An 11,270-nucleotide genomic window follows, 5' to 3' on the forward strand; every position below is an offset into this window, starting at 1 on the left:
GAATTTAAAAAAATATTTATTGTAAAAAATTGAGTTTATAATCTTTTGGTGTTACTGCAACGATTTTTAAAAAGTTTTTATGAAAATGACTTTGATCAAAAAATCCACATTCTAAGGCTGTATCAACTATTGAAAACCCCTCTTGTAACAACTCTTTTGATTTGTTTATTTTCCTATTAAGTAAATAAGCTCTTGGGGTTAAATTCATCTGAGATTTAAAAAGCCTTATAATATAAAAACTATTTAATTCAAATTTATTAGCTAACTCTTCTAATGTAATATTTTCTTTATAATTAGTATCCAAATAGTTAATTATTTTCTCAAACTTTTCATCATAAATTTTCAATCTTGAATCTTCTAAAAAAAGAGCAAAGAATTTAAGAAAGAAACCAATTACAACATCTTCTTTATCACAAGAATCATGTTCTTCAAAAAGATAGGCACATAAAGTTGTATATTCAAGATAAAACTCTTCATTATCTATGAAATAACTTGGTATTTCAATGAAAGTATTAACATCTTTATTAATTAGTTTTTGAATATTCATACACCAATTTACATCTAAATAAAGCATATAATACTCATTAAGTTCCTCACTACATGAATTACAAGAGTGAACTGCTTTAGGGTTTATGATACTTAAACCATTTTCTTTTAATATATACTCTTTTCCACTATTAAAATACTTGCTAATTCCTTTTTTATTAACACCTAAAGAAAAAGTATCATGGAAATGTTTTTTATAATGAAGATTAGAATTCGAGTGTCTTAATTCTAAAAAAGGTAAGTTTTCATCTTTAAAGATTTTAGTAAATGTTTTTTGCATTTTTTAGTATAACATACTTAGTTTACAATTATAAATAAAGAGTTAAAACTCTTTATTTATGAAATTGGAATATGAATTAGTGTTTTTAGATTTTCTGGTTTTGTACGTCTTGGATCTCGATTTAGATACTCTTCAAAAAATGGTGTGTTTCTTAGAGTTATTTCATTTTCCAGTATCCATGAAGTAATTTGTTCGTAAGTTTTTGTTAAATTTTCATAAGGTCCTATATGTAAAAACTGGGCATATTTTCCACCTTTTATAATATTAGGAACGACTTCCCCTTCAGGTTTTACGCTTTTATCATCCCAAGTAATACACATATCAAATCTGATTTTATTTTCATCTGTAACTTTTGGATCATCATGTGCAATTCCAAAACATCTAGCTTCTTTGCCCATTAAGTTCTTTTTGAATTTAATTTTTTGTGTATATGCAAATTTCATTAAAACTTCTGCAACTTTAGGTGCAGTCTCTACATAAGCCCCTACTCCTCTAACACTTAAAACTTCAATATCATCAAACTCTATATATTTCGCTTCTAACATAACTTCACCTTTTTTTTCTTTTACTTTCAAAGCAAAATCCCTAGGACTTACTCCAAAATGTTTTTTGAAAGCTTTTGAAAAAGAGGCATTAGTTTCATAACCATGTTCAAGTGCAATATCTGTAATTTTCTTTTTTGATTTAAAAGACTTTGCGGAATTCTGCAGTCTTACCATTCTTATATAATCAGCAAGACTTTGCCCAATGATGTGTTTGAATATTCGATGAAAATGATATTTTGAAAAACTTGCAACCTTTGCTAAATCTTCTAGACTTAACTCTTCATTACAATTTTCTTCAATATAAAATATCACCTTATAAACATTTTGTATGTATTCATCTTTTGTTGTTTTCTTCATAATACCTCTTTTAGCTTGGTGAAATTATAAGATATATACAAAAGTAAAACTACTCCATACTTGCTATATTTAAATACTCTCGTAAAGCTCTTCGTGAAGCCTTATCTACTCTTGAGAAGATTTTATCGATATCATCTTTTTCGCTAGATTTTTTATGACCTTTTACTTTGATAAATTCACACTTATTCTTATCTATTACTTCATAGAACTCTTTATATAGAATCTGATTTTTTACTTCTTTATTTGTACTTGTTTTATAATTGTTTTTTTCTAATTTCTCTCTTCTATTTAATAAGCTAAAGATATTTTGACAATCTGTATATACTTCAAAATTATTAAAGTCAACTAATTCTTTTACAGCCCATAAAAATGTTTGTAATTCTAATTTAGTAGAGGATGTATCTTCGAATTGTTTTGTATAAATTTTTGATTCACTTTTAAAGTCATCTTCATAGTATAAAAAAGCAGCTATACCTATCTTACTTTGGGGGTTTACACTTGAGTCACAAAATAGTTTTATTTTTTTCATAAAAGATTATACCATAGCTAAGTAATATAACTATTATTGATAAATGTCATGTTAATAAATTTTATTTTTATATATACTTCAAAAAACATAAGGACAGAAAATGAAAGCTTTTTTATTTATACTTTTTATCTTAGTAAACTCTTATGCTCAAGAGTTTGTAAAAAGTAATACATGTAAAGGGTGTCACCCTACTATTTACGCAGAGTTTTATAATTCATCACACAGAAAAGCTTCTACATTTGAAGATAAGATTCATAATGCTGTTTGGAATTTACATCCTTTAAAAGAAAAAGGTACTTATTCATGTGCAAAATGTCATACCCCAACAGATTTAAAATTATTAAATAAGTTAAAAGAAAAAAAAGAAGCACTTCCTGTTAAAAATGAAGTACAAACACAAGAAGCAATTTCATGTGCTTATTGTCATAGTATTAAAGACATAAAAAAACATAGCAAGATGAATGAAAATATCGTAACTTTAAAAGATAAGGTATTTTATTCAGCAAATGAAAATAATAGAGATTTAAAAAATAAAGAGTTCAAAGATGAAATTACTCTTTTTGGAATGATGAAGAAAAAATCTGGTTCACCATTCCATAAAATTGATTACTCAAATAAAAACTTCTATACTGGAAAAATGTGTATGGGTTGTCACTCTCATTTACAAAATGACAATAACTTTGATTTATGTAGAGTTGATGAAAAAGGAGCACAAGATGAAGAAACAAATTGTATTACTTGTCATATGCCAAAAGTTAAAGGTAGCTCAACTAGTATAAAAATTACTGATACACATAGATTCCATGGTTTTGCAGGTGCTTCAAAGAATCAAGATTTATTGGCTAAATATATAAAAATCAAGTTTAAACAGAAAAAAGAGTTCTTTGAAATATCAATTAAAAATGAAGCTAGTCATAATCTGTTTTTACAACCATTAAGACTTGCAGTTTTAAAAGTTAATGTTTTAAGAGATACAAAAACTATCAAACAAGAAAATAAAACTTTTGCAAGAATCATAGGAAAAGATGGCAAACCCACTATGCCTTGGTTAGCTAATAGTGAAATTAAAAATAATATGATAAAAGCAAATGAAAGAAGAGTTATTAAATATGATTTTAAACTTCAAGAGAATGATAAAGTAGAAGTAGTATTTGGATATTTCAAAGTTAATCCAAAAATGTTAAAAAAACTAAAACTTGAAAATGATGAAGAGAGTACAAAGTTTAATATCTTAAAAAGTGAATTCTTTCACTCAAAATAAAAAGTAAAAATATGGCAGAAAAACTAAAATTAGATAGAAGAGAATTTATCCAAAAATCCACTTTAGGAATTTTGGGTTTATTAACAGCATCAGGGGTGGCACTAGCCCCACACTTGAATGCTCAGGAAAGTAGATTAAGACCTCCTGGGGCACAAAATGAAAAGGACTTTTTATCTTTGTGTATTAAGTGTGGGCAATGTGCCCAAGTTTGTCCTTATCATAGTATAGAACTAGCTGATATCTTTAAAGGACATGGAATTGGAACACCATATATTGATTCACTACAAAGAGCTTGTTATTTATGTACAGCACTTCCATGTGTATTAGCATGTCCAACAGATGCACTAAGTCACGATACAGAGAAACCAGAAGATGTAAAAATGGGTATTGCAGTATTTAAATTCTCAAACAAATGTATTGGAGTTAGTACTGAAGAAGTTACAAGAGAGGATATAGATAGGATTTATACTCATCCTCATACTAATAAACTAGAAAATGAAGTATTAGAAAAACTAGAAGAGTATGAAGATAAGCAGTGTACAATTTGTGCAGATATGTGTCCTTATCCAAACTCTATATTAGCTATTGAAATGGTAGATGATAACTCAAACAATGGTAAAAAACCAAAAATTAACTCTTCATGTGTAGGCTGTGGTGTTTGTGCTGAGTTATGTCCCTCTGCTGCTATTGTAATTGAGCCAAGACTTTCATACGAGGATTATTATAAAAAAGGGAAAAGAAACAATTAAGATTTGATTAGTATCATTGTTTTTATAAAAATATAAAGGCACTATATATGAACTTTCCAGAGTTAATACACGGAAAATTAATAAAAAGATACAAACGTTTTTTAGCAGATATTATTTTAGATGATGGACAAGAAATTACAGCACATGTACCAAATACAGGTGCGATGACTTCTTGTATTGAAGAGAATTGTTCAGTTTGGGTGAGTTTTCATGATAATCCAAAAAGAAAACTAAAATATACTCTAGAGTTAACACAAATGAACGAGCAGCTTATTTGTACAAATACAGGAGTAGCTAATAAAATAGCTATTGAAGCTGTTAAAAATGAACATATAAAAGAACTGCTAGATTTTAAAAATATAAAACCAGAACAAAAATATGGACAAAATAGTCGAATTGATATTTTATTATCAAACGATGAAGATGAAAAGAAGTGTTATGTTGAAGTTAAAAGTGTGAGTTTAAGAATTGAAGATGAACTTGCTTTTCCAGATTCAGTAACAGAAAGAGGAACTAAACATTTAGAAGAGCTAATGAATATTGTTCAAGAAGGACATAGAGCAGTAATGCTTTATGTAATCCAAAGAACAGATGATGCAAAATTTAGAATTGCCAATGAAATTGATCCTAAATATTATGAAACATTCAAAAAAGCTATAGAAAATGGTGTTGAGATTTTGGTATATCAATCAGATATAAACCTAGAGAGTATAAGTATACAAAAGAATCATAACTTTAAGATATAAGTAATTCAAATATTCATTATAGTTATAAGTTTTTGTTATTAATAACTAGATAAGTTAAATAAGTTATAATTATACTATTAAAATTTGAGGAAGTTATAATGAATACATTTGATAAGATAAGAGCTTTTTGTAGACCATTTAGAATTGTTTTAGGATTAGTATTAATTGCAGTTGGATTTTTCTTAAGTAATCCATGGTTTTATTTAGGTGTAATTCCATTAATTGCAGGACTTGCAGATTTTTGTCCTTTATGTCTGATTACAAAAAAGTGTACCATTAAAGAAAAAAAATAAATTAAAAAAGGTTAGAAAATCTCTAACCTTTTAAATAATTCATTATCTAATATAAACATAAAACCTACAATAAAAAGAGAAATACTAAATAAAACATTCTGAACTTTTCTATTTTTTAGAAATAATTTGAATATATATGTACTAAATATAATCCAAATTAGATGACAAGTTATATTTAAAATTGACAACATTCCTATTAACAATAAAATCATCATAGTATTACTCTCTAAAATATCACTAGAAGAAAATAATGAAAACATCAATGTTATTAATATCCAACCTTTTACATTAAATATTTGAATCATTACACCCTCTAAAAATCCTAAATTTTTCTCTTCTTTTATATTTGAAGATATAGTATTTCTTAGAAATTTAAATGCTAAAAAAAATAGATATAAAGCCCCAAATAATTGAAGAGTATTTAATAATATAGGATTATCTTCAATAATTTTGCCCAAACCAAAACCTATTATAATTGATTTTATAAGCATAACTAAATCAACACCTACCAATAAAGGTAAGGATTTTTTAATTCCATTATTTAATCCAGATGCTGCAAAGACAATATTAGCAGGTCCTGGACTTATCACTAAAGGAAACATTACAAAAAACCATGATGAGAAAAAACTACTTGACATAAAAACTCCTTATTTAATAGAAGAAGTATAGTTTTTTAGATTATATTTGTCTTGTATATAATTGAATTATTTTTAAGTGAGATTTTATGAAAATAAAGAGTTTTGATATAAACCAGGAGTTAATCCATAAATAGATTTAAAATTTCTACTCATGTGACTTTGATCAAAAAACCCACATTCTAAGGCAGTATTAGTAATGTCTAAGCCTTTCTCTAAATGCTCTTTTGATTTTTTAATTTTAAGTAATATCAAAAATTGATGAGGAGTTATACCAAACTGAACTTTGAAGTTTCTAATAATTTGATACTTATCTCTTTTTACTAATATACTTAATTCATCCAAAGTAATATTCTCTTTGTAATTATCAAATAAGTAGTCTTTAATTCTATTATTAATAGCAAAATCTTTATATTTTTTGGGAGAGTGAAACTTTATATTACTATATTTTGAAAAAAGACTTGTTATTGAACTTATTAGTAAAGAGTCGCGTTTTAAAGTGAACTGCTCTTCTTCTAGAGAAATATGTAATTGTAAAAGAGAGTTAAATAATAAACTATCATCAAGTTTTGGATTTGTAAGAGATGGTAGAGTATGTATATTTTGTTCAGATAGTACTTCCTTTATTAGTTGAGTATCTAAATAAAACATTCTATAAGTCCATCCATGTTTAGAACCTGAAAAACCTGTATGTACTTCTCCTGGGTTTATAGCAACTATATTATTTTGAGGTATATGTATTTTGGAACCATTAAAATCAAGTCCTTCTACACCTTTTTGTATAAGACCTATAGCATATTCATCATGCCAATGTTTTGAGTACGAGAATTTTTTGAAAGAAGCGCTCAATAGCTCAATATTGTTGTATTCTTTATTTTTCCAGATTTTTGCGTACTCAGACATAGATATTTATTCCTTTCTATATTTATAAGTATAACTTAAAAGAAAAAATCTAGTCTAGTACAAAATTGCAAATATATTAGTTTAATTCAACTCCACATTTCTCACAGCTAGTTCTAAACCAACCACGTCCTGGAAATTTTCCACACTTAGGGCATTTCCATAAAAAGAAAACAAAACCTAAATATATAATAAATCCAGCAATTGAAGCATTTAGCCAAGTATCTTTAGTTAGACCAAACATTTCGTCTAGTTCTTTCACAGTTATTACAATACTTGGAGTTAATAGTATAAAAAATAATGCAGCAGTAATCTTCGCATTTCTAATTACTATTGCAAATTGTTTTTTTACATCGTCATTTTTCATTTATATCCCTTCTCTAAAGTGGATAATTGTATCTACTTAATGTTTTATTGTCAAAATAAAATAAAATAATGTTAATATTACAAAACTATAAATTTAAGGTCTTTTATAAATGCTAATGCTAACTTATTTTCTAATTGCGGTTGGAGTCTCTTTTATATGTTCAATTCTAGAAGCAGTACTACTATCAATTACTTCTGCTCATATTGAAATAACAAAAAACAAAAATGAATCCCTTGGGGGTTTAATGCAAAAACAAAAAGAAGATATTGACTTCTCAATTGCTTCTATTCTAACTTTGAATACATTTGCTCATACACTTGGAGCGGCGGGTGTTGGTGCAGAAGCCGTTAAAATATTCGGAGAAGAGTATATGTTTTATATCTCAGCTGTTTTAACAATGCTTATTTTAGTATTCTCAGAAATTATTCCAAAAACACTTGGAGCATATTATTGGCAAAACTTAAGTGGTGTATGTACAAGAACTATTAAATTCTTAGTATTCATCACCTACCCTCTTTTAATTGTAATGAATAGAATTACAAAATTAATTACACCAAAAGAAAAAAGAAGCACAATTACAAAAGAAGAAATTACAGCCGCTGCTACTATTGCACAAGAAAGTGGAGTAATAAAAAATAAAGATAGTGATATTATTGAAAACTTACTAAACCTTGAAGATATAAAAGTAAAAGACATTCATACTCCAAGAAGTGTAATGGTAAGTTTTAGCAAAGATGAACTACTAGATAGCTTTGATGATATAAACAAAAAACTTAATTACGACAAACTAAAAGAGTACTCAAGAATTCCAATTTATGATGATAATATTGATAATATTGTAGGGCTTATCTTTTCAAAAGAGTATTTTCATGAATACATATGTAATAAACATAAAAATAAAGAAGAGATCATAAAACCCATATTTAAAGTAAATGAGAATATTCCTATCTCTAAACTATTAGATATCTTTCTTTCAAGAAAAGAGCAACTATTTATTGTTGAAGATAACTATGGGCAAACAGAAGGTGTAGTAACACTTGAAGATGCAATAGAAACACTTCTAGGTATAGAGATAGTTGACGAGCATGATAAAAATATAGATATGAGAGAACTTGCAAAGACTAGAATGAAACTTGTAAGAAATAAACTAATAAAAAAAGTATAAAACTCTTTTTTCACTTTCTATAATAGCTTTTAAAACATAAAAGCTATTATTATCTAACCTAAAAATAATATATTAATTACATTAAATTGTAAAAATTACAATAATTCTCTAACTTTTCCTAAGATATTGACACTTTTTTTACATTTTTACTAAAATTTATAAATTTATATTAATTCCCTTAGCTACCAAAACATCACATACGATTAATGATATTCATACTCAATATGAAAGCCTATTCACCACTATGCTATGTTAATGCTATGCTTGAAGCTTACAATTACATTAACTAATATATTAGTATACCAGTAAGACGAAAAGGAATTTACTATGCCAGTTAGTAAAAAAGAACAAGTATATAAAGATTTACAAGAAAAGATTATTACACAAGAATTAGCTTGTGGAACAAGATTAAACGAAAAAGAATTAATGGATGAGTATGGTATTGGAAGAACTCCTTTACGAGATATTCTTATGAAATTAAAGATTGAATGTTTAATAGAGACTATCCCTCAGTCGGGTACTTTCGTAAAAGAGTTAGATAAGACAGAAATTCGAGAAACTCTTGAAATGAGAATACCATTAGAAGTACTAGCAGCTGGTTTTATTCCTTTTCGTATTACTAAAGAGCAACTAGATGAAATTCATTATAGATTGTTCAATGTAAGACGAAATCTTGATAAGTTGACAATAACTGAGTTTAAAAATGAGACAGATAAGGTACATAACCTTTATTATGAATCAGTTGGAAATAAGAAGTTAGCGGAAAACTTAAAACAGTTACATAATATCTCTGCGAGAGCTTGGTTCTCTAAGGGATACAAAATGAGAGCTACTCTTGACACTCTTGACGACTGGCAAAAAAGAATTGAGATGGTTGAGAATAAAGAGATTGAGAAACTACAAGAAGAAGTTAGAGAGCATGTAATTAATTTTGCAAACTCTTTAGGTTTAGAAGACATGTTGTATTAATTATATTAGGAAAAGAAAAAGGATTGAAATGAAAACTAAAGGTGGAAAGAATATTTATGGTGCAAGTGTAGGAATGCTTATGCTTGAAACAAAATTTCCAAGAATCCCTGGTGATATTGGAAATGCAAACACATGGCCATTTCACATGCATTTTGAACCAGTTACAGGTTCTAGTGTTAATAAAGTTGTTAGATTTAAAGCTGAAGGTACATTAGATGAATTCATCAAGATGGGTAAAAGATTAATCGCAAAAGGTGTAGATGCAATTGCAACTAACTGTGGTTTCTTAATTATTTTTCAAGAAGAATTAACTGAAGCACTTGGTGTTCCAGTATTTTCATCAGCATTAATTCAACACAATTTAATTCAGCAAACATTACCAAAAAGTAAAGTTCCTGGAATTTTAACTTTCTCTAAAGAGAGTTTAACTTCTGAGTACTTAGAAGCTGCAAATATTCCACTTGATACACCAGTTGTAGGAATGGAAAACATTGGAGCAAAAGAGTTTTATACAGGAATCTTAGAAGATTTAGATGAAATGGATTTTGATCTTTGTAGAGAAGAGATGATTGAAGCTGCATTAAAATTACAAAGAGAAAACCCAAATGTAGGTGCAATTTTATGTGAGTGTACGAATATGCCTCCATATGCAGAAGATATTTATAAAGCAACTGGATTACCAGTTTATAATATTTATACAGGTGTTACATGGTTCCAACAATCAGTAAGACCAAGAAGATTTGATATAAAAGATTTTTAGTAGATTAAGAGTTTAAAGTGAGTTTATACTAGGCATTATCCCTATGCGGCAACATAGAGATAATAATTTTCACAAATTTGTTATTCGATAATAAATTTAAATTATTAAGGAAAAAAGTTATGAAAAAGTTTAATTGTATAGTAGCAGGTATTTGTTTAAGTGCTTCTTTAGCGTCAGCAGAAACTATTGAGTGGTCAGCAGGTTCATTAGGTGGTGGTTGGTACACAATGTCAGCAGGTATTGCTAAAATCATTACTAGTGAAAACCCAGATATTAAGATCAAAGTAGTTCCAGGTGGAGGTACAGCAAACCCATCTAAAATTCAAAAAAACAGAAGTCAAATTGCAATGGGACTTGATACAGTATCTTACCTAGCAGTAAATGCAAAAGGTATGTACGGTAAAAAACATGACAAAGTTTCTTTAATCGGACAAGGATTATCTGATCAAATCTTACATGTAGTTAGATCAAAAGATTCTCAATATACAAATATTGCAGATGTATTAACTAAAGGTGAAGATAAGAGAATAGCAATTAGTAAAGTTGGTTCTTCTGATGAATTAGTATTTAGATGGATTATGGAATATTATAAAACTTCTTATGCTGACTTAAAGAAAAGAGGATTCAAAGTTGTTCATGGTTCTTACTCAGAAGTTGCTAGTCAATTTAAAGATGGTTTAGTTGATTATGCCGTTGTAAAACTAGGAGTTCCAGGTGCTGCTGTTATTGATATGCTTTTAAGTAGAGATGGTGAAGTTACTACATTACCAGCTGATTTAATGTCTAGTTTAAAGAAAAACTGGGGTTATAACTCAGGTACTATTAAAAAAGATACATATAAAGGTCAAACTTCAGACGCAGTAACAGGAAATATGTCAACTGCTTTAATTGCAAGTACAGATCTTTCAGTTAACACTGTATATAAAATTACTAAAGCTATTTGTGAAAATGAAGATAAACTAGAAAATATTCACTCAAGTATGAAATACTTCTCTTGTAAAACAGCAACTGTAGATGCTTCTATTCCAGTTCATCCAGGTGCAGCTAAATACTACAAAGAAATGGGTTATATTAAATAATAACTATTTACTACAAATTTGTTTTAGACTTTTGATTTCAAAAGTCTAAAACCTTACAAAAGAATAAAACATATAAAAATATTTTTCTA

General features: G+C 27.6%; 14 protein-coding genes. 8 read left to right on the top strand and 6 right to left on the bottom strand.

Features of this window, described 5'->3' with window-relative positions; genetic code table 11:
- Positions 1-16: 16 nt before the first annotated feature.
- The 3 genes from ALEK_RS11105 to ALEK_RS11115 are packed head-to-tail and all read right to left on the bottom strand — an operon-like array spanning position 17 to position 2,257.
- Positions 17-826, bottom strand: a complete 810-nt coding sequence (locus ALEK_RS11105; RefSeq protein WP_071625098.1) for an AraC family transcriptional regulator — start codon at positions 824-826, stop codon at positions 17-19.
- 56 nt (positions 827-882) lie between these two features.
- A complete protein-coding gene (locus tag ALEK_RS11110; RefSeq protein WP_071625097.1) occupies positions 883-1,728 on the bottom strand; it encodes an AraC family transcriptional regulator in 846 nt (281 codons plus the stop codon).
- Between the two features lie 49 nt (positions 1,729-1,777).
- Positions 1,778-2,257 carry a ribonuclease HI gene (locus tag ALEK_RS11115; RefSeq protein WP_071625096.1) on the bottom strand — a complete coding sequence of 160 codons (480 nt, stop codon included), beginning with the start codon at positions 2,255-2,257 and terminating at the stop codon, positions 1,778-1,780.
- A gap of 100 nt (positions 2,258-2,357) precedes the next feature.
- On the opposite strand from ALEK_RS11115, the gene ALEK_RS11120 reads away from it, so the two are divergent.
- The 4 genes from ALEK_RS11120 (at position 2,358) to ALEK_RS11135 (ending at position 5,306) form a co-directional block, all read left to right on the top strand.
- Complete coding sequence (locus ALEK_RS11120; RefSeq protein ID WP_071625095.1) at positions 2,358-3,518, top strand: multiheme c-type cytochrome; 1,161 nt, start codon at positions 2,358-2,360, stop codon at positions 3,516-3,518.
- Between the two features lie 11 nt (positions 3,519-3,529).
- Positions 3,530-4,267, top strand: coding sequence for a 4Fe-4S dicluster domain-containing protein (locus ALEK_RS11125; protein WP_071625094.1), 738 nt, complete (start codon positions 3,530-3,532; stop codon positions 4,265-4,267).
- A 47-nt stretch (positions 4,268-4,314) separates the two neighbouring features.
- Complete coding sequence (sfsA, locus tag ALEK_RS11130) at positions 4,315-5,013, top strand: DNA/RNA nuclease SfsA (RefSeq protein WP_071625093.1); 699 nt, start codon at positions 4,315-4,317, stop codon at positions 5,011-5,013.
- A gap of 98 nt (positions 5,014-5,111) precedes the next feature.
- Positions 5,112-5,306, top strand: a complete 195-nt coding sequence (locus ALEK_RS11135; RefSeq protein WP_071625092.1) for a YgaP family membrane protein — start codon at positions 5,112-5,114, stop codon at positions 5,304-5,306.
- Positions 5,307-5,317: 11 nt separating this feature from the next.
- On the opposite strand, the gene ALEK_RS11140 is transcribed toward ALEK_RS11135, so the two are convergent.
- The 3 genes from ALEK_RS11140 to ALEK_RS11150 all read right to left on the bottom strand — a co-directional run bounded on the left by ALEK_RS11140 (position 5,318) and on the right by ALEK_RS11150 (position 7,208).
- Positions 5,318-5,944 (bottom strand): LysE family translocator, encoded by a 627-nt coding sequence (locus ALEK_RS11140; RefSeq protein ID WP_071625091.1) that lies wholly within the window; start codon positions 5,942-5,944, stop codon positions 5,318-5,320.
- A gap of 84 nt (positions 5,945-6,028) precedes the next feature.
- A complete protein-coding gene (locus ALEK_RS11145) occupies positions 6,029-6,844 on the bottom strand; it encodes an AraC family transcriptional regulator (RefSeq protein WP_071625090.1) in 816 nt (271 codons plus the stop codon).
- A 76-nt stretch (positions 6,845-6,920) separates the two neighbouring features.
- The gene (locus tag ALEK_RS11150) at positions 6,921-7,208 is read right to left on the bottom strand and encodes a hypothetical protein (RefSeq protein WP_071625089.1); all 288 of its coding nucleotides are present in this window, start codon (positions 7,206-7,208) and stop codon (positions 6,921-6,923) included.
- 109 nt (positions 7,209-7,317) lie between these two features.
- On the opposite strand from ALEK_RS11150, the gene ALEK_RS11155 reads away from it, so the two are divergent.
- From ALEK_RS11155 to ALEK_RS11170, 4 genes are all read left to right on the top strand, one after another.
- A complete protein-coding gene (locus ALEK_RS11155; protein ID WP_071625088.1) occupies positions 7,318-8,373 on the top strand; it encodes a CNNM domain-containing protein in 1,056 nt (351 codons plus the stop codon).
- 327 nt (positions 8,374-8,700) lie between these two features.
- Complete coding sequence (locus ALEK_RS11160) at positions 8,701-9,342, top strand: GntR family transcriptional regulator (RefSeq protein ID WP_071625087.1); 642 nt, start codon at positions 8,701-8,703, stop codon at positions 9,340-9,342.
- A 28-nt stretch (positions 9,343-9,370) separates the two neighbouring features.
- Positions 9,371-10,102 (top strand): aspartate/glutamate racemase family protein, encoded by a 732-nt coding sequence (locus ALEK_RS11165; protein WP_071625086.1) that lies wholly within the window; start codon positions 9,371-9,373, stop codon positions 10,100-10,102.
- 119 nt (positions 10,103-10,221) lie between these two features.
- Entirely contained in the window at positions 10,222-11,181 is a 960-nt protein-coding gene (locus tag ALEK_RS11170) for a TAXI family TRAP transporter solute-binding subunit (RefSeq protein ID WP_071625085.1), read from the top strand.
- The last annotated feature ends 89 nt before the right edge of the window (positions 11,182-11,270 follow it).

Source organism: Poseidonibacter lekithochrous (genome assembly GCF_013283835.1).
Taxonomy (GTDB): Bacteria; Campylobacterota; Campylobacteria; order Campylobacterales; family Arcobacteraceae; genus Poseidonibacter; species Poseidonibacter lekithochrous.

What these genes read in the sequence shown, in the direction of transcription:
- ALEK_RS11105 (WP_071625098.1), bottom strand. Translation starts at nt 826, where the DNA reads ATGCAAAAAACATTTACTAAAATCTTTAAAGATGAAAACTTACCTTTT.
- ALEK_RS11110 (WP_071625097.1), bottom strand. Translation starts at nt 1,728, where the DNA reads ATGAAGAAAACAACAAAAGATGAATACATACAAAATGTTTATAAGGTG.
- ALEK_RS11115 (WP_071625096.1), bottom strand. Translation starts at nt 2,257, where the DNA reads ATGAAAAAAATAAAACTATTTTGTGACTCAAGTGTAAACCCCCAAAGT.
- ALEK_RS11120 (WP_071625095.1), top strand. Translation starts at nt 2,358, where the DNA reads ATGAAAGCTTTTTTATTTATACTTTTTATCTTAGTAAACTCTTATGCT.
- ALEK_RS11125 (WP_071625094.1), top strand. Translation starts at nt 3,530, where the DNA reads ATGGCAGAAAAACTAAAATTAGATAGAAGAGAATTTATCCAAAAATCC.
- sfsA (WP_071625093.1), top strand. Translation starts at nt 4,315, where the DNA reads ATGAACTTTCCAGAGTTAATACACGGAAAATTAATAAAAAGATACAAA.
- ALEK_RS11135 (WP_071625092.1), top strand. Translation starts at nt 5,112, where the DNA reads ATGAATACATTTGATAAGATAAGAGCTTTTTGTAGACCATTTAGAATT.
- ALEK_RS11140 (WP_071625091.1), bottom strand. Translation starts at nt 5,944, where the DNA reads ATGTCAAGTAGTTTTTTCTCATCATGGTTTTTTGTAATGTTTCCTTTA.
- ALEK_RS11145 (WP_071625090.1), bottom strand. Translation starts at nt 6,844, where the DNA reads ATGTCTGAGTACGCAAAAATCTGGAAAAATAAAGAATACAACAATATT.
- ALEK_RS11150 (WP_071625089.1), bottom strand. Translation starts at nt 7,208, where the DNA reads ATGAAAAATGACGATGTAAAAAAACAATTTGCAATAGTAATTAGAAAT.
- ALEK_RS11155 (WP_071625088.1), top strand. Translation starts at nt 7,318, where the DNA reads ATGCTAATGCTAACTTATTTTCTAATTGCGGTTGGAGTCTCTTTTATA.
- ALEK_RS11160 (WP_071625087.1), top strand. Translation starts at nt 8,701, where the DNA reads ATGCCAGTTAGTAAAAAAGAACAAGTATATAAAGATTTACAAGAAAAG.
- ALEK_RS11165 (WP_071625086.1), top strand. Translation starts at nt 9,371, where the DNA reads ATGAAAACTAAAGGTGGAAAGAATATTTATGGTGCAAGTGTAGGAATG.
- ALEK_RS11170 (WP_071625085.1), top strand. Translation starts at nt 10,222, where the DNA reads ATGAAAAAGTTTAATTGTATAGTAGCAGGTATTTGTTTAAGTGCTTCT.